The organism is Limnohabitans sp. 2KL-51, from assembly GCF_003063645.1.
GTDB lineage: Bacteria > Pseudomonadota > Gammaproteobacteria > Burkholderiales > Burkholderiaceae_C > Limnohabitans_A.
This window is the reverse complement of the sequence record NZ_NESJ01000001.1, coordinates 141,831-164,628: the sequence shown is the minus strand read 5'-3', so window position 1 is coordinate 164,628 and position 22,798 is coordinate 141,831. Positions and strand designations below refer to the sequence as shown.

The 22,798-nt window shown below is 60.4% G+C and carries 20 protein-coding genes; 2 read left to right on the top strand and 18 right to left on the bottom strand.

The genetic code is table 11. The annotated features are described in order from the left end of the window. Positions 1-13: 13 nt before the first annotated feature. The 18 genes from B9Z49_RS00760 to dapF all read right to left on the bottom strand — a co-directional run bounded on the left by B9Z49_RS00760 (position 14) and on the right by dapF (position 20,370). Entirely contained in the window at positions 14-802 is a 789-nt protein-coding gene (locus B9Z49_RS00760) for a cell division protein FtsQ/DivIB (RefSeq protein WP_108351528.1), read from the bottom strand. Then, the gene (locus tag B9Z49_RS00755; protein WP_108351527.1) at positions 799-1,773 is read right to left on the bottom strand and encodes a D-alanine--D-alanine ligase; all 975 of its coding nucleotides are present in this window, start codon (positions 1,771-1,773) and stop codon (positions 799-801) included. Before B9Z49_RS00755 ends, B9Z49_RS00760 begins: the two co-directional genes overlap by 4 nt. After that, entirely contained in the window at positions 1,770-3,206 is a 1,437-nt protein-coding gene (murC, locus tag B9Z49_RS00750; RefSeq protein ID WP_108351526.1) for a UDP-N-acetylmuramate--L-alanine ligase, read from the bottom strand. The genes B9Z49_RS00755 and murC overlap by 4 nt, the downstream gene beginning before the upstream one ends. Then, positions 3,203-4,273, bottom strand: coding sequence for an undecaprenyldiphospho-muramoylpentapeptide beta-N-acetylglucosaminyltransferase (gene murG, locus B9Z49_RS00745; RefSeq protein ID WP_108351525.1), 1,071 nt, complete (start codon positions 4,271-4,273; stop codon positions 3,203-3,205). Before murG ends, murC begins: the two co-directional genes overlap by 4 nt. Continuing rightward, positions 4,270-5,508, bottom strand: a complete 1,239-nt coding sequence (gene ftsW / locus B9Z49_RS00740; protein WP_108351695.1) for a putative lipid II flippase FtsW — start codon at positions 5,506-5,508, stop codon at positions 4,270-4,272. Before ftsW ends, murG begins: the two co-directional genes overlap by 4 nt. A 59-nt stretch (positions 5,509-5,567) precedes the next feature. After that, positions 5,568-7,316, bottom strand: coding sequence for a UDP-N-acetylmuramoyl-L-alanine--D-glutamate ligase (murD, locus tag B9Z49_RS00735; protein ID WP_108351524.1), 1,749 nt, complete (start codon positions 7,314-7,316; stop codon positions 5,568-5,570). Positions 7,317-7,319: 3 nt separating this feature from the next. Continuing rightward, a complete protein-coding gene (mraY, locus tag B9Z49_RS00730) occupies positions 7,320-8,498 on the bottom strand; it encodes a phospho-N-acetylmuramoyl-pentapeptide-transferase (RefSeq protein WP_108351523.1) in 1,179 nt (392 codons plus the stop codon). After that, a complete protein-coding gene (gene murF, locus B9Z49_RS00725; RefSeq protein WP_108351694.1) occupies positions 8,488-9,930 on the bottom strand; it encodes a UDP-N-acetylmuramoyl-tripeptide--D-alanyl-D-alanine ligase in 1,443 nt (480 codons plus the stop codon). Before murF ends, mraY begins: the two co-directional genes overlap by 11 nt. A gap of 14 nt (positions 9,931-9,944) precedes the next feature. After that, the gene (locus tag B9Z49_RS00720) at positions 9,945-11,477 is read right to left on the bottom strand and encodes a UDP-N-acetylmuramoyl-L-alanyl-D-glutamate--2,6-diaminopimelate ligase (protein WP_108351522.1); all 1,533 of its coding nucleotides are present in this window, start codon (positions 11,475-11,477) and stop codon (positions 9,945-9,947) included. Beyond that, the gene (locus B9Z49_RS00715) at positions 11,477-13,216 is read right to left on the bottom strand and encodes a penicillin-binding protein 2 (protein WP_108351521.1); all 1,740 of its coding nucleotides are present in this window, start codon (positions 13,214-13,216) and stop codon (positions 11,477-11,479) included. Before B9Z49_RS00715 ends, B9Z49_RS00720 begins: the two co-directional genes overlap by 1 nt. Then, the gene (gene ftsL, locus B9Z49_RS00710; RefSeq protein WP_108351520.1) at positions 13,213-13,524 is read right to left on the bottom strand and encodes a cell division protein FtsL; all 312 of its coding nucleotides are present in this window, start codon (positions 13,522-13,524) and stop codon (positions 13,213-13,215) included. Before ftsL ends, B9Z49_RS00715 begins: the two co-directional genes overlap by 4 nt. Continuing rightward, positions 13,521-14,450: a 16S rRNA (cytosine(1402)-N(4))-methyltransferase RsmH gene (rsmH, locus tag B9Z49_RS00705; RefSeq protein ID WP_108351519.1), complete on the bottom strand. Its 930-nt coding sequence runs from the start codon at positions 14,448-14,450 to the stop codon at positions 13,521-13,523. The genes ftsL and rsmH overlap by 4 nt, the downstream gene beginning before the upstream one ends. A 5-nt stretch (positions 14,451-14,455) precedes the next feature. Next, positions 14,456-14,884, bottom strand: coding sequence for a division/cell wall cluster transcriptional repressor MraZ (gene mraZ / locus B9Z49_RS00700; RefSeq protein WP_108351518.1), 429 nt, complete (start codon positions 14,882-14,884; stop codon positions 14,456-14,458). A 338-nt stretch (positions 14,885-15,222) separates the two neighbouring features. Then, positions 15,223-16,290 (bottom strand): RNA polymerase-binding protein DksA, encoded by a 1,068-nt coding sequence (gene dksA, locus B9Z49_RS00695; protein WP_369913206.1) that lies wholly within the window; start codon positions 16,288-16,290, stop codon positions 15,223-15,225. Between the two features lie 247 nt (positions 16,291-16,537). After that, complete coding sequence (locus B9Z49_RS00690) at positions 16,538-17,653, bottom strand: GTP-binding protein (RefSeq protein WP_108351517.1); 1,116 nt, start codon at positions 17,651-17,653, stop codon at positions 16,538-16,540. 119 nt (positions 17,654-17,772) lie between these two features. After that, positions 17,773-18,756, bottom strand: coding sequence for a tyrosine recombinase XerC (locus tag B9Z49_RS00685; protein WP_233254449.1), 984 nt, complete (start codon positions 18,754-18,756; stop codon positions 17,773-17,775). An 18-nt stretch (positions 18,757-18,774) separates the two neighbouring features. Then, positions 18,775-19,464 carry a DUF484 family protein gene (locus tag B9Z49_RS00680; RefSeq protein WP_108351516.1) on the bottom strand — a complete coding sequence of 230 codons (690 nt, stop codon included), beginning with the start codon at positions 19,462-19,464 and terminating at the stop codon, positions 18,775-18,777. Positions 19,465-19,488: 24 nt separating this feature from the next. Then, a complete protein-coding gene (gene dapF, locus B9Z49_RS00675; protein ID WP_108351515.1) occupies positions 19,489-20,370 on the bottom strand; it encodes a diaminopimelate epimerase in 882 nt (293 codons plus the stop codon). Between the two features lie 50 nt (positions 20,371-20,420). On the opposite strand from dapF, the gene B9Z49_RS00670 reads away from it, so the two are divergent. Beyond that, the gene (locus tag B9Z49_RS00670; protein WP_108351514.1) at positions 20,421-22,067 is read left to right on the top strand and encodes an MBL fold metallo-hydrolase; all 1,647 of its coding nucleotides are present in this window, start codon (positions 20,421-20,423) and stop codon (positions 22,065-22,067) included. A gap of 28 nt (positions 22,068-22,095) precedes the next feature. Continuing rightward, the gene (locus tag B9Z49_RS00665) at positions 22,096-22,791 is read left to right on the top strand and encodes a S4 domain-containing protein (protein ID WP_108351513.1); all 696 of its coding nucleotides are present in this window, start codon (positions 22,096-22,098) and stop codon (positions 22,789-22,791) included. The last annotated feature ends 7 nt before the right edge of the window (positions 22,792-22,798 follow it).

Below are 22,798 nucleotides of genomic sequence, written 5' to 3'. Positions count from 1 at the left end.
GCGCCTTGATCGCTCAAGGCTTTTTGTTGCTGTCCGCATCCACCGTACTCACACCGTGCAAGCGCAATGCATAAGCATCCTTGTGCCGTAGATCGGCACTGGCCACAGCTGAAGCACCTCGCCCATAGCGAGCGGTCACCTGCTTCAACGTTGTCAAAAACACGTCCAGCCTTTGCAATATTTCAGTGCGGCTCCCACGGCCCAGCTCAATCTGAGCACCCTGCTTGGTTTGAACCCGCCAGCTGCCACGGGGCGTCAGCTCCAGCAGGTCGATCTCCAAGTCCTTCGCCTGAAAGCGCGGGCTCAAAGCCATGTACATACCGGCCACGGTCTGTGACTCGGACGCAGGTCCCTTCATTCGCGGCAGACGTTCAGCATCAGCATCGTCCAAAGTGGCTTCAAACACCTGGCCTTGTTCGTTGATCAAAGTGCCTGCATCCTCATTGCCCCAGTGCGCCATGGGCCTGTGCTCCAACAAGACCGCCCGCAAACGGTTGGGGTAATCGCGGTGCACCACCGCAACCCTTACCCAGGGCACCGCCTCAAATGCCAACCGCGCCTTGGCCAGATCGATGGTGAAAAAATTACCCTCCAGCTTGGGCAGAACTTGCGTGCGGAAGGCAAACGCATTGTTGCGGTTCACCTCGCCTTGCACGGTGATGGCCTGCAAGGCAAAACTCGGGTGGCGAATGAGCCACCATGCCCATCCGCCCAATGTCAGCAGCACAAAAGCAGTCACCAGCAAAGCTGTGGCCAGGTTCATGAGCCGGACATCAGCAGGCAAGGGCATGGAGTTTTTCATGCAACAGTTCCCTCATAGTCCAATGCAGCAGAGGCCAGCAAATGGCAGCACAGCGCCTCGTAGGGCATACCATCAGCCGTTGCCGACATGGGCACCAACGAATGCCCGGTCATGCCGGGCGAGGTGTTGATTTCCAGCAAATAGGGCTGACGCGTGGCACCATCGATCATCACGTCGATGCGGCCCCAACCCCTGCAGCCGAGGGCTTGGTAAGCACGGCGCACCAAAGCCTGGATGGCGGCTTCTTCTTGGACAGGCAAACCGCAGGGCACCAGGTATTGCGTGTCTTCGGTGAAGTACTTGTTTTGGTAGTCGTAATTGCCCTCAGGAGCCACGATGAGAATCACAGGCAAGGCGCGGGCCTCGTCGCCTGCACCCAGCACGGGGCAGGTGACTTCGTCACCCACGATGCACTGCTCGCACAGGATGTCGTGGTCGCATACGGCCGCTGCGCGCAAAGCTGAGTGCAGATCTTCGGCCCGCTGCACCTTGCTCACGCCAATGGAAGAGCCTTCGCGTGCGGGTTTGACGATCAGCGGCAGTCCCAAAGTCTGGATGAGGTCATTGGCCGACAAGCTGTCGATTTCCGCGGGGTGCACCAACACATGGCGTGGCACTGGCAAACCTTCGGCCTGCCAGACTCGCTTGGTCATGACCTTGTCCATGGCGATGCTCGACGCCATCACACCCGATCCGGTGTAGGGAATGCCCATCAACTCTAATGCGCCTTGCACCGTGCCATCCTCGCCAAAGCGGCCATGCAAAGCGATGAAGCAGCGCTGGAAGCCCTCTTTTTTGAGTTCGCTCAGCTCGCGCTCAGCCGGGTCAAAAGCGTGGGCATCCACCCCTGAAGCCTTCAAGGCCTTCAGCACGCCCTGGCCCGACATGAGGGAGACTTCGCGCTCGGCCGAGCGTCCGCCCATCAGAACGGCCACTTTGCCCATGTTCATTCGCTTGACGTTCTGTGTCATGCGAGCACCTCTTTGACCGCATCTTTGACGTGGCCGCCCAAGGCCACCACCTGCGCCGGAGTTGCACCAATGGAGCCTGCCCCCATGCAAATGAGCACATCGCCGTCGCGGGCGTTGTTCATCACGGCCTGGGGCATGTCGGCAATCTGGTCGACAAACACGGGCTCGACCTTGCCCGCGACACGCAGCGCCCGGGCCAGCGAACGGCCGTCGGCGGCAACGATGGGCGCCTCGCCTGCGGCGTACACCTCAGACAACAACACGCTGTCGCAGCCTTGGCCAATGACCTTGACGAAATCTTCAAAACAGTCCCGCGTGCGGCTGTAACGGTGCGGCTGAAAAGCCAGCACCAAACGGCGACCGGGAAAAGCCCCTCGGGCAGCCGCCAGCGTGGCCGCCATTTCGACCGGGTGATGCCCGTAATCGTCGATGACGGTAAAGCACCCTTGGCCGTCGGATGTGACCACATCGCCATAACGCTGAAAACGACGGCCTACGCCCTTGAACTGAGCCAATGCACGTTGTACCGCGCCATCGTCGACACCCAATTCGACGGCCACGGAAATGGCAGCCAGGGCATTGAGTACGTTGTGCACGCCGGGCAAATTCAGCACGATGGGCAGGTCGGGCAAGGTCACGCCGTTGCGCCTTTGCACTGTGAAGTGCATCTGACCTTTTTGGGCCTGTACATTCACCGCACGCACTTGGGCCCCTTCGTTCAGGCCATAAGTGGTCACGGGGCGAGCGATGTTGTCCACGATGGACTGCACGCCAGGATCGTCCGAGCACACAATGGCCGTGCCGTAAAAAGGCATGCGGTGCAAGAACTCGACAAAGGCTGCCTTGAGCTTGGCCAGGTCGTGGCCATAGGTTTCCATGTGGTCGGCATCGATGTTGGTCACCACCGCCATCACGGGCAGCAAGTTCAAGAAAGAAGCATCAGACTCATCGGCCTCAACCACGATGTAGTCGCCCGTGCCCAGCTTGGCATTGGCGCCGGCACTGTTCAAGCGGCCACCAATCACGAAGGTCGGGTCCAGCCCAGCCTCGGCCAATACGCTGGCCACCAGGCTGGTGGTGGTGGTTTTTCCGTGAGTGCCCGCAATGGCCAAGCCCTGCTTCATGCGCATCAGTTCGGCCAGCATGACAGCCCGTGGCACGATGGGAATGTGGCGCGCCCGCGCAGCCAGCACCTCGGGGTTATCGGCTTTCACCGCTGTCGATGTGACCACGGCATCGGCGTCTTTGACGTTTTCAGCGCTGTGGCCCACATGCGTCTGGATGCCCAAACCCGCCAAGCGCTGCAGCGTGGCGCTGTCGGACAAGTCGGAGCCAGAGATTTGGTAACCCAGATTAAGCAAGACTTCGGCAATGCCGCTCATGCCCGAGCCGCCCACGCCGATGAAATGAATTTTTCGGATGGCGTGTTTCATGCCGCCAACTCCTCACAGGCCATCACAACCTCCCTGGTAGCATTTATTTTTTTCTGTGCGTGGGCTTTTTGTGCCACGTCCAGCAATGTGTCTCGGCTCAAGGCCGTCAAGCGCTCGGCCAGGCTCTGCGCCGTCAACTCAGCTTGGGGCACCAACCAGCCGCCACCGGACGCCACCAAGAACTGCGCATTGGTGGTTTGGTGGTCGTCCACGGCAAACGGGAAGGGCACGAACATGCCGGCCACGCCCACCGCCGCCAGTTCGGTCACGGTGCTGGCACCTGCGCGGCAGATCACCAGATCGGCCTGTGCGAATGCGATGGCTGTGTCGTCAATGAACGGTGTCAATTCGGCCTGTACGCCAGCATTCGCGTAATTGGCACGCAGTGCGTCGATTTGTTTGGCCCCGCTTTGGTGAATGACCTGCGGACGTGTGGCCTCTGGCATCAAGGCCAAAGCTTGCGGCACGATGTCGTTCAATGCCTTAGCACCCAGGCTGCCACCCACCACCAACACACGCAAGGGACCACTGCGTCCGGCAAAGCGTTCAGCGGGCGTTGCCTGTTCGATGAAGGCGCGGCGCAAGGGATTGCCCACCCACTGCCCAGTCTTGAAGACCTCGGGGAAAGCGGTGAACACACGGTCGGCCAATTGCGCCAGCACCTTGTTGGCCAGGCCCGCCACCGAGTTTTGCTCGTGCAGCACCAAAGGTTTGCTCCACAGGCTGGCCATCATGCCGCCCGGGAAAGTGATGTAGCCGCCCAGACCCAGCACCACATCCGGCTTGACGCGGCGCACCACTTGCAGACTTTGCCAAAAAGCGCGCAGCAAGCGCAGCGGCAACAAGGCCAGGGTTTGAATGCCCTTGCCGCGCACACCGCCAAAAGCCACTGGCTCGAAGGCGAAACCGCGCGGCGGCACCAACTGGCTTTCCATGCTGTCTGGTGCGCCCAACCAATGCACGCGCCAACCGGCTTCGCGCAAGGCTTCGGCCACGGCCAAGCCCGGGAAAATGTGCCCGCCTGTGCCGCCCGCCATCACCAAGGCGGTTTTGCGCGTGTCCGTCATGGCCGCCCTCCCCGCATCATTTGTTTGTTTTCTGCATCGATGCGCAGCACGATCGCGATCGCGATCAGGTTCATCAAGATGGCCGAGCCGCCGTAACTCATCAGCGGCAAGGTCAGGCCCTTGGTGGGCAAGGCCCCCAGGTTCACGCCCATATTGATGAAGGCCTGAAAACCAATCCAGATGCCCACGCCTTGGGCGACCAAACCGGAAAAGACTTTTTCCAACGCAATGGCTTGACGCCCAATGACCATGATGCGGCGGCTGAGCCAAAGGAACAGGCAGATCACCAGGGTTAAGCCCACCAGGCCAAATTCCTCACCAATCACGGCCAACAAAAAGTCGGTGTGCGCTTCGGGCAACCAGTGCAATTTTTCTACACTGCCGCCCAGGCCGACCCCCCAGACTTCGCCCCGGCCAATGGCAATCAGCGAGTGCGTCAACTGGTAGCCCTTGCCCAGAGCATGCTGGGCGCTGAAGGGGTCAAGGTAGGCAAAAATCCTCTCTCTGCGCCAAGGGGACTCGGCGATCATGACCACGAAAGCCAGGATCAAAATCCCCAGGATCAGAAAGAACATGCGGGCATTCACCCCCCCCAAAAACAAAATGCCCATGGCGATGGTGGCGATCACCATGAACGCCCCCATGTCCGGCTCGGCCAGCAAGAACACCCCCGCCAATCCAATGGCCGCGCCCATGGGCAGCACGGCTTTGAAGAATTTTTCCTTTACGTCCATCTTGCGCACCATGTAATCTGCGGCATAGATGATGGTGGCCAGTTTGGCCAACTCGGATGGCTGAAAAGTCATGACCCCCAACGAAATCCAGCGGCGTGCACCATTCACACCTTTGCCGATGAATGGAATCAACACCACTGCCAGCAACACCAGTGAGAACACGAACAAGGGGCGAGCCGCTTTTTCCCAAGTCTCCATGCGGACCTGAAAAGCCAGCAAGGCCATGATGCAGCCCACCACCATGGAAATCACATGGCGCAAAAGAAAATGGGTATGGCTATAGCGAGAAAAACGCGGGTTGTCCGGCATCGCAATCGAGGCCGAATACACCATCACCATGCCCCACAGCAGCAAAGCCACCGCCACCCAAACCAAAGCCTGGTCCACGCTTTGTATGCGGGCCGGGCGACCATTGACACGACCGGTCATGCCGTAGTCACCCAAGTTGACCGGCAAGCCCTGTGAACCAGACCATGGACCACCGACGAGCCCGCCAGTCATGCGGTGGAGCAGGCCCGCTGCGGACTGCTGCAGTCGTTGCGGGAATGTGATGGCTTCGCTCACTGCCCACCCTCCATGGCCACACCCGCCGCTTCGGCCACGCGGGCCACAGCCTGGCAAAAAACTTCTGCACGGTGGCCGTAGTTGTCAAACATGTCGAAGCTCGCGCAAGCGGGCGACATCAAGACCGCATCTCCGCTGCGGGCCATGGCTGCAGCTTGTTCGACGGCATCATGCATGTCGGTGGCGTCGTGCATGGCCACATCCGTGCCTTGCAGTGCTTCTCGGATGACGGGGGCGTCGCGGCCAATCAAGACCACGCCCCGGGCAAAGCGCTTGACGGGTTCGGCCAAGGGCGTGAAGTCTTGGCCCTTGCCTTCGCCACCCAAAATGACCACCACGCGGCGGTCCACACCCAAGCCTTGCAAGGCGGCCACGGTGGCGCCCACGTTGGTGCCCTTGCTGTCGTCAAAAAATTCCACTTCATGCACGATGGCCACCGGCTCGACACGGTGCGGCTCACCCCGGTATTCGCGCAGGCCATAGAGCATGGGGCCCAAGGCGCAACCTGCACTGCTGGCCAGCGCCAAAGCGGCAAGTGCATTGACCGCGTTGTGCCGACCCCGGATGCGCAAAGCATCGGCGGGCATCAAGCGCTGAATGTGCAGCTCTTCTTCAGCGTCCTTGCGGCGGCGGCGGGTTTCATCGGCCTCCATGGCGCGCACCAACCAGGTCATGCCGTGCGTCACTTCAATGCCGAAGTCCCCTGGGCGTTGGGGCATGTCACCACCAAACTGCACGCAAACACGCTCAACAGGTTTTTGCAACTTCACGCGCACTGGTTCGGGCCGCATGGCCATGACCTTCGGGTCTTCGCGGTTAAGCACCATCAGGGCCTGATCACCAAAAATACGGGCTTTGGCTGCGGCGTAGGCGGCCATGCTGCCGTGCCAGTCCAGGTGGTCTTGCGAGATGTTGAGCACTGTTGCCGCTGTGGGTTCAAAACCCTCGCTGCTGTCGAGCTGGAAGCTCGACAGCTCCAGAACCCACACTTGGGGCAGCGCTCGGGCCATGGGGTGTTGCAAGGCAGGAGGAACGGGCAGCGTCAGTTCAGCATCGGCCTCCAGGCTGTCCAGCGTCTCGTCTGTATCGGCCGTCTCGCTTGCGGGTTCATCCTGTGATTGCGCTGGGGCGACCGTTTCTTGGGAAGTTGTTACCGATGGCGGCTCACTGACCAGATTTTGGTTTTCAAGCTCAGCGGCGGCACGTTCAGCAGCCTCTTGTTCGACCTGCAATTGCGCTTGCGCCTTCGCTTCGGTCAGAGTGTCCAGCAAGGTGGGACCAATGTTGCCAGCCACTTTCACGGTTTTTCCTGCACGCGCTACCAACTGTCCAGTGAGCGATGTCACCGTGGTCTTGCCGTTGGTTCCGGTGATCGCCAGCACCTGTGGCGCGTAGCCAAAGTGTGTTTTCAACTCTTGCAAACCCGCTGCAAACAGGCTCAGCTCGCCCCCTTGCCACAAGCCCATGGCGTGGGCCGCATCCACCACCGGCGCGACCGTTTCAGGGGCCAGGCCCGGGCTGCGGAACACGGCACGCACCGACGTGCCTTCCACCAGTCTGGCCACAAAAGGCCCTGCCACAAAATGCACGCTAGGCCACTCTGCCTGCAAAGCGACCAACTGAGGCGGCGTGTCACGCGTGTCGGCCACGGTCACGTCGGCCCCGGCCTGCGCGCACCAACGGGCCATGGCCAAGCCCGATGCACCCAAACCGAGAATCAGAACGTGTTGGCCTTGTAGCTGCATGTCTTACCTGAGCTTCAGGGTCGACAAGCCGACCAGGCAAAGCAGCATGGTGATGATCCAGAAACGCACCACAACCTGCGTTTCTTTCCAGCCGCTTTTTTCAAAATGGTGATGCAAAGGGGCCATCTTCAAAATACGGCGGCCTTCACCATATTTTTTCTTGGTGTACCTGAAGTACGTGACCTGCGCCATCACCGACAGGGCTTCGACCACGAAAATGCCGCCCATGATGGCCAGCACGATCTCTGCGCGCACAATGACTGCAATGGTGCCCAGCGCCGCACCCAATGCCAGCGCACCCACGTCACCCATGAAGACTTGTGCCGGGTGTGTGTTGAACCACAAAAAGGCCAAGCCAGACCCGGCCATGGCCGCGCAAAAAATCAGCAACTCGCCCGAGCCTGGGATGTACGGGAAAAACAGGTATTTGGAGTACACCGCGCTGCCCGTCACGTAGGCAAACACACCCAACGCCGAGCCCACCATGACCACCGGCATGATGGCCAGTCCGTCCAGACCATCGGTCAAGTTGACCGCGTTGCTGGAACCCACAATGACCAGATAGGTCAGGACCACAAAACCCAGCACGCCCAGCGGGTAGTTGACCTCTTTGAAGAAGGGCACCTGCAAACCCGCCTTGGGTGGCAAATTCACATCAAAACCAGACATGACCCACTGGCCAAACAGATCCAGCACACGTGCATTGGAGCTCTCAGAAATGCTGAACACCAAATAAAGCGCAGCCAGCAAACCAACGACCGATTGCCAGAAATACTTTTCGCGCGAACGCATGCCTTCAGGATCTTTGTTGACCACTTTGCGCCAGTCGTCCACCCAACCAATGGCGCCAAAACCCAGCGTCACGATGAGCACGATCCAGACAAAGCGGTTGGACAGGTCAAACCACAACAAAGTGGCGATAGCGATCGACAACAAAATCAGCACACCGCCCATGGTGGGTGTACCGCTTTTAGACAGATGCGATTCCATGCCGTAGCCCCGAATCGGCTGACCAATTTTGAGCGAAGTCAGGCGGCGGATGACCCAGGGACCTGCGGCCAGACCAATCAGCAAAGCGGTCATCGCTGCCATCACGGCGCGGAACGTGATGTATTGGAAAACACGCAAAAAGCCCCACTCTGGAGACAAGGTTTGCAGCCATTGGGCCAGGCTAAGCAGCATGGGGCTCCTCTTTTTTATTGTGATTTTTCGTGTCGGCTGTGCTGTTTGACTGCAAGGCCTGGACCACGCGCTCCATCTTCATGAAGCGCGAACCTTTGACAACCACGCTACGGAACTGGCCCACTTGGGCTGTGACGCTGGCCAACAGGCTGTCCATGTCTTCAAAATGTCGTGCCGAACCGAATGCTTTCGCGCTGTGCACGCACAGGTCACCCAGGGTGTACAGCACCTCGATGCCGCACTCGGCCGCGTAGCTGCCGACCTCGGCATGAAATTCAGGGCCCTGGTTGCCCACCTCGCCCATGTCGCCCAGCACCAACAAACGCGGCGCAGGCAGTTCGGCCAGCACGTCGATGACGGCACGGACCGAATCGGGGTTCGCGTTGTAGGTGTCGTCGACCAAGGTGATCTCATCTGAGGCGGTGTGCAACACCATCGCACGCGAGCGGCCGTTGACCGGCTCAAAGGCGACCAAGCCCTGTGCCACAGCGGCTAAAGGCACTCCAGCGGCCAGTGCGCAGGCCGTGGCGGCCAAGGCGTTTTTAACGTTGTGCCGCCCTGCAATGTGCAGGCGAATGGGTGCAGTGCCCTCGGGCGTTTTGAGGGTGAACTGCCAGGCGCCAGACTGCCAGACCACGACCGCCGCAAACACCTCGGCCAGGGCATGGGCGTCGGGGGCCGAGGTCATGGCAAAGCACCGCTGCACACGCTGGCCTGACAGTCCTTGCCACACGGGCGTAAATGCTTCGTCGGCCGGAAACACCGCCACACCCTCAGGGGGCAAGGCCTGCAGCACAGCGCCGTTTTCGTGCGCCACTGCCTCGACCGTGCCCATGAATTCTTGGTGCTCGCGCTGCGCGTTGTTGACCAGGGCAACTGTGGGCCGCGCCAACTGGGACAGGTAAGCGATCTCGCCCGAGTGGTTCATGCCCAACTCGACCACGGCGATGCGGTGATGGGCACGCAAATTGAACAGGGTCAGTGGCACGCCAATGTCGTTGTTCAGGTTGCCCTGGGTGGACAAGGCGTCATCCCCTGCATGGGTACGCAAGATGGACGCGATCATTTGCGTCACCGTGGTTTTGCCGTTGCTGCCGGTCACGGCGATCAGCGGCAAACTGAACTGCGCACGCCAGCCTGCAGCCAGCTCACCCAAAGCGATGCGTGCATCGGGCACTACCAGCGCGGGCAAGCCTTGCGTCAGCGCCAGCTCTTCACCCGAGGCCTCGCACACCACGGCCACGGCGCCCTGCGCCTTGGCCTGGGCGATGAAGTCGTTCCCATCAAAACGCTCACCGCGCAAGGCCACAAACAGGTCACCCGCTTGCAGACTGCGGCTGTCGGTGTGCACCCGGTCGGCCACCACGCCTTGAACATCCACGCCACGGGCCTGGCTCAACCAGCCTAAGGCGAGATTCAAATCAAGTTTCATGCACTCAGGGACGTTCATGCGTGAACCCCCATCCGCTGCAAAGCGCGTTGTTGCAAAGCCGTTTGGGCTTGGGCCACATCCGAAAATGGGTGGCGAACGCCCAGGATCTCCTGCTCGCTTTCGTGGCCTTTGCCCGTCACCAGCACCACGTCTTGTGCCGCTGATTGCGCCACCGCATCGGCAATCGCCAAAGCACGGTCGAGTTGAATGCGAACTGACTGCGGGCGGCTCAGACCTTGGACCATCGCGGCCACAATGGCCTCAGGCGATTCGCTTCGAGGGTTGTCGCTGGTCAGCACCACTTGGTCTGCGCCAGCTTCAGCGGCTGCGGCCATCAAGGGGCGCTTGCTGGCATCGCGGTCACCACCACAGCCCAGCACACACCACAGGCGACCACCCCGCAGCGTCGCCTGCGAACGCAGCGCAACCAAGGCCTGGGTGATAGCGTCGGGCGTGTGGGCGTAGTCCACGATCACCAAGGGGCAAGCCAGATTGGCCTTGGCATCAGGCAGGTCAAAAGTCACGCGCTCCATGCGCCCGGGTACAGCCGTCAGCTGGGCACAGGCTTGCACCGCTTGCACCAAGTCAACACCCAGGGCGCGCAAACTGCCAATCACGCCCAGCAGGTTGTCCAAGTTGTACTCGCCAATCAAGCCGGTATGAAGGGTCTGAACGGTACCGCCCTCGATCACATCAAAGGCCAAACCCTGGCCACCGGGCAAAGCTCGGGCTTGCAGACGGGCCGGACCCCGACGCGAGCAAGTCCAGACTTCGATCGGGCCGTCTTGCAATTGCTTGGATAACAAAGCACCTTTGGCATCGTCGATGTTGATGACGGCCGCTTGCAAACCGGGCCAAGCAAACAAGGCGGCTTTGGCTGACCAGTAGCGGGCCATATCCCCGTGGTAATCCAGGTGGTCTTGGGTGAAATTGGTGAACACGGCCACGCGAATGTGTGTGCCATCCAGGCGGTGCTCGGCCAGACCTATCGAGGATGCTTCGATGGCGCAGTGCGTCACGCCGCCCTCCGCGAACTGCTGGAACTGGCGCTGCAGCAGCACCGGGTCGGGTGTGGTCATGCCGGTGCTGACCAAGTCAGGCAAGCGACCTGCGCCGAGGGTTCCCACCAGCCCACAGGCTTGTTGCAGCACGGGCGAAGACAGCGCCTGCGCCAGCCACCAGGCCGTCGATGTTTTGCCATTGGTACCGGTGACCGCCAGCACCTGCAAGGCTTGGCTGGGGTGCTCATAGTAGGCGTCAGCCACCCAAGCGGTTTGCACCTTCAGGTCGGGCATGCAGGCCAGGCTCTCTTGGTCGGGGTCCTGCAGAACGTCCAGCCAAGGTGCGTGTCCGGCCTCTTCCACCAAGCAAGCACTGGCGCCTTGCGCCAAGGCTTGTGCCAGGTAACGCCGCCCATCGGTGGCTGCACCCGGCCAGGCGATGAAACCGTCACCCTCCTGCACCAGTCGGCTGTCGGTGCGCAACTCGCCCGTCACGCGCGAGCGCAACCAGTGGGCCGCTTCCTGAGCGCTGTGCAGGGTGCGCATCAGAACGACTCCTCGACCGCTTTGGCCACGATCTGGGGCTTGACCGCCATGTCGGGTTGAACGCCCATCAGGCGCAAGGTTTGCTGCACCGTCTGGCTGAACACGGGCGCAGCTACGGCACCACCGTAGTAGACCCCGTTGGAGGGTTCATCGATCATCACAGCCACCACGATGCGAGGCTGCTCGACAGGGGCAATGCCGACGAAAAAGCCCCGGTATTTTTTGCTGGCGTATCCCTTGCCTTCTTGCTTGCGGGCCGTGCCCGACTTGCCGCCCACCGAGTAACCGATGGTTTGGGCTTTTTGTCCGGTGCCGCCGGGCCCTGCTGCCATTTGCAGCATATTGCGCATGGCTTTGGCGTTGGCAACGCTGATCACACGCGTGCCTTGCACCTGTTGCTCGGCTTTCATCATGGTGGCAGGCACGATCTCGCCGTCACGCGCAAACACGGTGTAAGCCCGTGCCATCTGAAACAAACTTCCCGACACGCCATAGCCATAGCTCATGGTGGCTTGCTCTATAGGCCGCCACGATTTGTAAGGCCGCAACCGACCGCTGACCACGCCAGGAAACGGCAAGGCGGGTTTTTGCCCGAAACCCAACTCGGTGAACATCTCCCACATCTCGCGGGGCTCCAGCTGCATGGCCATCTTCACGGTGCCCACGTTGCTTGACTTCTGGATCACCTCGTTCACGGTGAGCATGCCGTAGGTGTGCACGTCGCTGATGGTCGAGCCTGTGATGTTGATGCGTCCCGGAGCAGTCTGGATCATCGTCTCGGGCTTGACCAGACCTTTCTCCAGGGCCAAGGCCACAGTGAAGGGTTTCATGGTCGAGCCCGGCTCGAAACTGTCGGTCAAGGCCCGGTTGCGCAATTGCTCACCGCTGAGGTTGACGCGCCGCGATGGGGAATAACTGGGGTAATTCGCCAGTGCCAGAATTTCGCCAGTCTGGGCATCCAGCACCACTACGCTGCCTGCTTTGGCCTTGTGCTCCTTGACTGCGTCGCGCAGGGTCTGGTAAGCGTAAAACTGGACTTTGCTGTCAATGCTCAGCTGCAAGTCCTTGCCGTCGACCGGGTGCACAGTTTCACCCACGGCTTCGACCACACGACCCAGCCGGTCCTTGATCACACGGCGCGAACCGGCCTGACCGGCCAGCTGCTTCTGAAAAATAAGTTCCACGCCTTCTTGGCCTTGGTCTTCCACATTGGTGAAACCCACGATGTGCGCAGCCGCCTCACCCTCGGGGTAAAGACGCTTGTACTCCTTGATGTCGTAAACACCTTTGATGCCCAACGCACGAATTTCCTTGACCACAGGTTCGTCCATCTGGCGGCGCAGCCAAACAAAAGTTTTTTCTTCGTTCTTGAGCTTGTGCTCGAGTTCGGCAGGCGTCATCTCGAGCAAGCGGGCCAATTGGCGCAGCTTGACCGGGTCACGCTCCAGCTCTTCCGGATTGGCCCAAATGCTGGGTGCCGGCACGCTCGACGCCAGCAAAACACCATTGCGGTCGAGCACGCGCCCGCGATTGGCGGGCAATTCCAGGTTGCGGGCAAAACGCACCTCACCTTGGCGCAGGAAAAAGTCGTTGTCGATGACCTGAACATGAGCCGCTCGGCCCACCAGGCCCAAAAAACCCAAGGCCATCGCAGCCACAATCAGTTTACTGCGCCAGACCGGGGTCTTGCTGGCCAGCAAAGGACTGGAAGTCAATTGAACGCTGCGGCTGCGGTTCACTTAGCGCCCCCCGCTGCTGGGACAGACGCATTACCCGCAGCTGCGTCCTGGGCATTGACGTACTGGGTGATGGCAGGAGACGCCGTGCGCATGTTCAATTGCTGACGGGCAATTTGTTCCACCCGCAAAGGCGTGGCCTGGGCGCGGCGCTCGATTTCCATCCGGTCATAGTCCACTTCGATGCGCTTGGCCTCTTTGCGTGCAGACTCCATGTCCATGAAAATGCGGCGAGACTCGTAGTGGCTGTGCACCAACCACAGGGCGCTGACCACGGTGGCCACCAGCAAGAGCAGGCTCACGCGGGTCATGCGGGCACCTCGGTGCGCTCGGCCATGCGCATGATGGCGCTGCGCGAGCGCGGGTTGCCACGCACTTCGCCCTCGCTGGGGCGCACACGGCCATGGGTTTTGAGTCGCATCTTGACGGGTTCGGCAAAGGGCACACGCCGGTCCACCACCTCTTTGGAATGCCTGGCCATGAACTGCTTGACGATACGGTCTTCCAGCGAGTGAAAACTGATGACCACCAAACGGCCACCGGGCGCCAGCACCCGCAAGCAGCCCTCTAGCGCCTGTTCGAGCTCTTCAAGTTCGGCATTGATGAAAATCCGAAAAGCCTGAAATGTCCGCGTTGCAGGGTTCTGACCCGGCTCGCGGGTTTTGACCGTGTCAGCCACGAGTTGGGCAAGATCGGAGGTGCTTGAAATTGGACCCCGTTCCTGTCGGCGAGCAACAAGCGCCTTTGCAATCTGAAAAGCAAACCGTTCTTCGCCATAGTCACGTACCACCTCCGTGATTTGTTCCACCTCTGCCGTGGCCAGCCATTCGGCCACACTCTGTCCGCGCGTGGTGTCCATGCGCATGTCGAGCGGGCTGTCAAAACGAAAAGAAAAACCCCTTTCGGGGCTGTCGATCTGGGGAGAGCTGATGCCCAGGTCCATCAGCACACCGTCGACACTGCCTTCGGGCAGTTCAGCAAGGTGGGAAAAGCCCTCGTGCCGAATCGAAAAGCGCGCATCCTCGATGTGACCTGCTTCTGCTATGGCTTCGAGGTCCTTGTCAAAAGCCAGCAATCGACCGCGCGCCGACAGACGGGAAAGAATCAGGCGTGAATGCCCTCCCCGGCCAAAAGTGGCGTCCACATACGCGCCATCGGCCCCAGCAGAGGCCTGGATCAACTCGTCCACGGCTTCGTTCAAAAGCACGGTGGTGTGGGTCAAAACGTTGTCGGTCATGGTGTTCAGAAAGAAAAGTCTTTGAACACGTCAGGCATTTCGCCTTGCATGGCCTGCGCTTCTTGCGCGTCGTAAGTGGTTTTGTCCCAGAGCTCGAAATGGTTGCCCATACCCAGCAGCATGGTGTCTTTGGAAATACCAGCCGCTTGGCGCAATTCGGGCGAGATCAGCACGCGCCCCGTGCCGTCCATCTCGACGTCCATGGCGTTGCCCAAGAAAATCCGCTTCCACCATTGGGCCGACATGGGCAACTGGGCAATGCGTTCGCGGAACTTCTCCCACTCGGGGCGAGGGAACACCATCAAGCAACCATGTGGGTGCTTGGTGATGGTGAGCTGGCCCTGTGCCGTGGCGCTCAAGACGTCACGGTGCCGGGTCGGCACAGACAGCCGCCCCTTGGCATCCAGACTCAGCGATGAAGCCCCTTGAAACACGGCGAAAACCCTTTGGTGTAGAAAAGTACATCAGCGGCACTATTTCCCACTTAATTGCACTTTTTTGCACTGTATCAGGAAATCAGGTGCTGACCATGGGTCAAGATCGATTTTTTTCAATGAAATCAAAGGCTTAGCACACACTTTAAATCTTGTAAAAAGCGTATTTTCTTTAATAATTAGACACTTACAAGTCACATTGCAAGTAATACCTCAAGTCACAATACAGCGAAAAATTTCAAAAACAGTAAATTCAAAATTCCACCCAACTTCGACGGCGCACCCATAAAAAAAACCCCTAGAGAGGGGTTTCTTTCTTGATACAGGCCAGGGCGAGCTCAATCGCCGAACATTTTTTGCTTGAGTTCGCGCCTCTGTTGAGCTTCCAGCGACAAAGTGGCCGTGGGGCGGGCTAACAAGCGGCCGACACCGATGGCCTCACCGGTTTCATCGCAAAAACCGTAATCGCCCGCATCGATGCGTTGTATGGATTGCTCAATTTTCTTGAGCAGCTTGCGCTCGCGGTCGCGCGTTCGCAGCTCCAAGGCGTGCTCTTCCTCAATGGTGGCTCGGTCAGCCGGGTCGGGCACCACCACCGTGTCTTCTCGCAGGTGCTCGGTGGTTTGACCTGCACTGGTCAAAATATCTTGCTTGAGTCGGGTCAGCTTCAGGCGGTAGTACGCCATCTGTTTATCGTTCATGTACTCATCGTCTGACATGGCGAGGATCTCAGCATCCGTCAGTTCATCTACTTTTTTGGTCTTCCAGTTGTTGGCCAGTTTGGGGTCTTTCTTGACGGGCGCAAAAGGAACAGGGACGACCGCAGGCGCAGCACTGGGCAAGAAACTGGACTTGGCCGCCGTGGATGCCACCGCTGGCGGCAAAGAGGGCACGGTAATTTGGGCCAAACGGGCAGATGGCCGAGCGGCGCGAACAAATTGCTCGGGTGCAGGTGGGGTGTTGGCAGGTTTTGATTCGACGGGGGGGGTGACAGTTTCCACTTTGGTAACGCTCATTTTTTTCGCTTTGGGGGTCTGGGCTGTCGCAACAGCCTTGGTGACAGCAGACGATTGGTTAGGACTGGCTTTTCCAGTGGCCTTGGCTGCAGCAGATGTCACCGCTGCGGTTTTGGCCACCGCTGGCTTGGCTGGCACGGCCGGTTTTGGAGTTGACTTGGCCTTTGCAGGCGCTGCCTTTGGCTTTGCAGTTGTTTTGCCTGCCGCTTTGGCAATCAAGACTTTGGCCTTGGCAGGCGCTGCCTTGGCCTTTGCAGGGGTTATTTTGACCTTTGCAGCTGTTTTAACTGCTGCTTTGACCATCAATACTTTGGCCTTGGCTACTGGGGCAGCGGCTTTTTTGGCCACGACGGATTTGCCAAGGGGCTTTGCTTTTTTCGAGGTCTTCACGTCTTGTCTCCTAGCCGTGTCAAAAGGCAGAGTTCTGACCGACTGTCCCTGCGCAGCCGACCGGAAACCTGTTCATGTGCTTTTCAAACCCTTGTTATAGACCTTTTGGGGTTCGCCAGCTTCGCCAAAAGGCGTTGCCATCGGCGCGCGATTGTAGCGACTAGATGCGTCAAAATTTGTCTTGGTACGGATTAAAGACCTGATCGCCACAAAAGCACGACAAGCTACCCTCCCATGGCGCGCCCCGTCAGACCAAACATTGCTCCAGTCCTTGCAACAAGATGTCCTTGGGTAAATCGATGCCAATGAACACCATTTTGCTCATTTTGGCTTCGCCATCGGCCCACATCGGTCCCAAATCGCTGCCCATGAGCTGGTGCACGCCCTGAAAAATCACTTTGCGCTCGGTGCCTCGCATGTTCAACACGCCTTTGTAGCGCAGCATGCGCGGGCCGTAAATGTTGACGATGGCCCCCAGGAAATCCTCCAATTTGGCCGGATCAAACGCTTTGTCAGAACGGAAAACGAAGCTCTTCACATCGTCATCGTGGTGATGGTGGTGCCCCTGACCGTGGGCCGCGTCGTGCTGGTGCGAAGGGTGGTCGCAATGCTCACCATGTTCGTGGTCATCAGCATGTTCATGTTGGTGTGACGGGTGGTCGCAATGCTCACCGTGCTCATGATCGTGGTTGTGGTCGTGGTCATCCTCTTTGAGGAAATCCGGGTCGATGTCGAGCTTGGCGTTCAGATTGAAGCCCTTGAGGTCGAACACCTCGGACAGCGCCACCTCACCGAAATGCACCACTTTTTGTGGGGCCCGCGGGTTCATGTGCTTCAGACGGTGCTGCAATGCATCCAGTTCTTCCAGCGAAACCAGGTCAGCCTTGCTGATGAAAATCTGGTCGGCAAAGCCGACCTGGCGACGGGCTTCTTGGCGGTCGTTCAATTGCTGAGCCGCGTGCTTGGCGTCCACCAGGGTCAGGATGGAGTCGAGCAAATAAGTCTCGGCGATCTCGTCGTCCATGAAAAAAGTCTGCGCAACCGGGCCGGGGTCAGCCAGGCCCGTGGTCTCGATCACGATGCGGTCAAAGTTCAGCAAACCCTTGCGGCGCTTGGCGGCCAACAGCTGCAAGGTCACGCGCAGGTCTTCGCGGATGGTGCAGCAAATGCAGCCGTTGCTCATCTGGATGATCTGCTCGTTAGTGTCCGAGACCAGGATGTCGCTGTCGATGTTTTCCTCACCAAACTCGTTCTCGATCACGGCGATCTTTTGGCCGTGGGCCTCGGTCAACACGCGTTTGAGCAGTGTGGTTTTGCCCGAGCCCAAAAAGCCGGTCAGGATGGTGGTGGGGATCAGGGACATGGCGCGGTTCCGTTGCAGGTCAAAAAAGCAAGAGTTGGGGAGTGTAGCGACGAATTCAAGCGCCAAGCGTGCGCGGTGGTCATGGCCTCACGGCACGAGTGCAACGCGGGCCACAGGGTTCATTTGCGCTTGGCACGGGGATGGGCTGCATCGTAGGTTTTGGCGAGGTGCTGAAAATCCAGCCGCGTGTAGACCTGGGTGGTGCTGATGTTGGCGTGTCCCAACAGCTCTTGCACCGCCCGCAAGTCGCCGCTGGACTGCAGCACATGGCTGGCAAAGGAGTGGCGCAGCATGTGCGGGTGCACCGGAGTGGCCAAGCCCGCCAGCAGACTGCGGCGCTTGAGTCGCTGGGCCACTCCGCGTGGTGTCAGTCGCGTGCCGTGCTGTCCAGGAAACAGCGCCAGTGCCAGACTGGACGCACCCGTGGACGTTCTGGGTGGCTGTGTCAGCATGCCCGTCAATTGTGGGCGCACGGCCAGCCAGTGCGTCAGCGCCTCGATGGCCGCACGCCCCAAAGGCACCGTGCGGCGCTTGTTGCCTTTGCCTTGCACCTGAACTTCGGCGTTGGGAATGTCGATCCATCCGCGCCCGGCACGCGCCGCCTCGGTGCTGGCCACCACATCCAGTCCGGTCAACTCGGCAATGCGCAGGCCGCAGCCGTACAGCAGTTCGACCATGGCCGCGTCGCGGGCTTCCAGCCAGGGATCGTCGTTGTCTTCTTGGTGCTCGGCCAGCTGCACCGCTTCGTCCACGCCCAGCGCTTTGGGCAAGGGTTTGGCCACACGCGGGGCCCGCACATCGGCCACTGGGTTGTGCGGGATCAGTCCCTCGCGCCCCAGCCAAGTGTAGAAACCGCGCCAACCTGACAAGATGAGTGCAATGCCGCGTCCGCTGCGCCCGGCGCTGTGCATTTGCGCTACCCAGCGGCGCACATGGGCGCTTTGCACCTGCAGCAAGGGCACTTGGGATGCCGCCGCCATCTCGGCCAGGCGTATCAAATCCAGCTGGTACAGGGTGCAAGTACGTTCGGCCAAGCGCTTTTCAAAGCGCACATGCTCCAGATACCGGGTGACCAGCGGGTCGGTGGCCTGCGCACCGGTCATGGCCGCATCCGACATCATTTAAGCCTGCGACTTTTGCAGAACCGACAAAGCTGCACCCGCCAGCTCGGCCAGACGCTCCAGCAAATCGGTGCCCATCTGATTGTTAAAGCGCTGGGCGTCAGGTGAGGCCAGCACCAGCAGGCCAAAAGCGGGTTGACCCGGTGCCGCACGCAAAGCCAGCAGCGCCAAAGAAGCCGCCTGCGTGGGTTCTGCCAACCACTGCACTGCTTCGTAGCCTGAGTTCGGCCCAACGATAGGTCTGTCCAGTGATGTGGCAAGCTCCTGCACCGCTTCGGTCACACCCTGCGCGTAAGCCGCTTGGGCGTGTACACCCTGCAGCGACCACAAACGCAAAGCGACCTGTGGCACCTGAAACAGATCACGGATGTTGTCCACCGCCGAGTCGGCCAATTGGTCGTGGGGCGTGACAAGCAACTCGCACGACCAACGGTGCAGCTTGTCGGTCAACACCATGTTTTCGTTGCCGTGCCGCATCATGTCCATGATGCGGTGCTCCAGGCCCTTGATTTTGTCGCGCAGCATTTGGGCTTGGCGCTCCTGCAAGCCCACGGTGCGGTGGCTTTGCGGGTGGGTCAGCTGCACCGTGGCCAACAGCGAGGCATGGCGCTCAAAAAAATCAGGCGTATTCACCAAATAATCGGCAATGTCGTCTTCGGTGATCGGACTCATGGGTTCAGGCGTCGTCATGGGAGGCTCCAGAAATTCAAAAGGTCAAAGAGAGTCAGGCACGTCGATGCTGCCCTCGAACACAGAAGTGGCGGGCCCGGTCATCAGGACTGGACTTTCGGGCTGTCCTGCCCATTCAATCGTCAGTGGGCCGCCGTGGGTTTGTACATCCACACGGGGATCCAGCCAGCCTTGGCGGATGCCTACCACCACGGCTGCACATGCGCCCGTGCCGCAAGCCAGGGTTTCGCCTGTGCCCCGCTCGAACACACGCAATTTGATTTGACTGCGCGAGACGATTTGCATGAAACCCGCATTCACACGTTTTGGAAAAGCCGGGTGGTTTTCAATCAAAGGGCCCTGGGCCAGCACCGGGAAAGTGTCCACATCGTCCACGCGCTGCACCGCGTGCGGGTTGCCCATCGAGACAACGCCCACCCGTGCAGTGGTAGGGGCAATGCCCAGATCGCCCAGCGCCAAGTCAAACACCGGCCAACCGTTGACCTGGTCGCTGATGAGGCCCACGGGATTAAAAGGCACGCGTTCCCAATCAAAAATGGGCGCGCCCATGTTCACCGTCACACGGCCATCGGGGTTCATGGTCAGCTCGATCTCGCCTTGCTGTACCTTCACACGAACGGTGGTTTTGTCGGTCAGGCCCTTGTCTCGCACATAGCGCACAAAGCAACGTGCCCCGTTGCCGCAGTGCTCCACCTCGCCCCCGTCGGCGTTGTGGATCACGTATTCAAAGTCCAGCCCGGGTGCGGGCGAGGGTCGCACGCTGAGGATCTGATCGGCCCCAACACCGAAGTGGCGGTCGGCCAAAAAACAGTACTGGGCCGTGCTCAGGCCCAAGCGGGCTTGCGTCTCGTCGAGCACGACAAAATCGTTGCCCGCACCTTGCATCTTGGTAAAGCGAATGTGCATGAGCGGGATTATCACCCTTGGATGAAGTTCAAGCCGCCTGATAATGGGGCATGGCACGCACATCCCAACTCCTTTACCCACAACGCGAACCCGCCCCCCTGCGCCCCGCAGCCACCGTGCTGCTTTTGCGCGACGGCCCTGGCGGGCTCGAAGTCCTGATGACCCGACGCTCCATGACGGCCAGCTTTGCACCCGGCGCCTACGTGTTCCCTGGCGGGGGCATTGACGCCGCCGATGCTCAGGCCCACGGCATGGCGCAGCGCCGCCCCAAACAAAGCGACTTGCACCTGACCCAAGCGATTGCCGCCATCCGCGAGAGCTTTGAGGAGCTGGGCATTTTGTTCGCCCGCCATGCCCAAGGGCGCTGGGCTGACAACGCTGACATTGCCCAGATCGACCGAAAAGCCCCTTTTGCCGCCCAATGCCAGGCCCGCGGCCTGACACTGGCCGCCGATCAGGTGTTCGTGCTGGCCCACTGGATCACCGACCGCGACCTGCCTCGCCGCTTTGACGTGCCTTTTCTGGTGGCGCGCATGCCTGAAGGCCAAATTCCGGTGGCCGACGAATCCGAGCAGTTTGAACCTGTCTGGGTGCGTCCACAAGACGCGCTGGAGCGCCATGCAGCAGGGCAATTCTTCATCATCTTCCCGACCATCCGCACGCTGGAGCGCCTGAAAGCCTTTGCCACAGTCGACGCGGTGTTGCAAGCCTGCGCGGTGAACGACGAACCGCTGTGGACCAGCTGCCCGCGCGCGGGCAGGCTGGCGGGCAACGAAGCGCGCTACATGGAGCACGAAGCCCCGTTCGGCGAGTTGGCCCTGGTCACCCCCGACGGGCAAATCCACCACCACCTGGACTGGCAAACCGACCAGCCGGTGCCCCTGCTCAAGAACGTGCAGCGCCTCACGGCCCCCAACCCCGGCACGATGACCGGCCCCGGCACCAACAGCTACTTGGTGGGAGACCCGAACACCGGCTACATCGCCATCGACCCCGGCCCGGCGGACATCGACCATCTGCAGCGGATGTGGCGTGCGGCAGGCGGGCAGATCAAAGCTATTGTGTGCACCCACTCTCACCCGGACCATTCACCCGGCGCAGCACCCTTGCAGGCGCTGTGCACGAACACGCCGCCCATCCTGGGTCTGGCCTCCAAGCCCACCTCTCGCGCCAACAGCCGCTTCACGCCGGATCGCGAGCTGATCGATGGCGAGAAACTGGTGCTGCAAGGCCTGAGCTTGGATGGCGAGATCACCCACACCCTGCGCGTGGTGCACACCCCGGGCCATGCGGCCAACCATCTGTGCCTGGTGCTGGAAGAAGATGGCCTGCTTTTTTCGGGTGACCATGTTCTTAATGGCAGCACCACCGTGATCGACCCGCCCGACGGCCACATGGGCGATTATTTGGACTCGCTGGACAAGTTGGCTGCGGCGTGCGATACCGGGGGCATTGAGTTCATCCTGCCTGCGCACGGCCATGTGCTGGGCTTTGCCCGCCAGGCCATCACGCACCTGAAGGCGCACCGCCTCAAGCGCGAGGCCAAAATAGCCGCCGCCATGCAAGCCCTGCCCCAGGGCAGCCTGCAAGAGTGGGTGGAAAAAGCCTACGACGATGTGCCATCCCGCCTGTGGCCTGTGGCGGCGCGATCACTGCAAGCGCATGTGGACCACATCCGCGAACAAGCCCTGTCTTGATTCGCCTCAAGCATTTTTGAAAGCATGGATGATTTCCTCTGAAGAAGGCATACGCTTGGCCAAACGCGTGGCCGCCGAGCAACACTGTTCGCGCCGCGAAGCCGAAGCCCTGATCGTGGCCGGCGGCGTGCAAGTCGCGGGCAAAGTGGTGACCGACCCGGCACGGCGTGTGCGGCCCGAGCAAGCCGTTCAGGTGAACCGTTTGGTCTCCATGGCCGCCCTCGCTCCTATGACCTTGGCGCTGTTCAAGCCCGCCCACCGCGTGGCCAACTTGGCCTGGCTGCAAGACACCGTGGGCCTCAAAGCCGCCCAGCCGGGTCTTTGGGGCCCCGAGCGCTTGGCCAAAATGCAAATGCCCTTGCCGCTGGCCAAACCCGCCAGCGGTTTGTGCATTTTTTCAGACGACGTCGCCGTGCTGCGCCATCTGGAAGACCGCCGCAGCCCGATGGAGCAAGAGTGGATGGCCACCGTGGGTGGCGAAGTGCCAGAGGGCACCATCAAGGCCTTGAATGGCCCCGGCATCCGTACCAGCATCAACCGCCAAACCGACACCCTGACCGTGCTGCGCATCGCTGGCAAGGACATCGACGGGCTGGAACTGGGCCGCTGGCTGGACGAACAATGCCCCTTGCAAGACCTGCGCCGCCAGCGCGTGGGCAGCATGAGCTTGGCCCCCTTGGAGCTCGGGCAATGGCGGCAACTGCAGAGCCATGAGCGCTTTTAATCTGTTT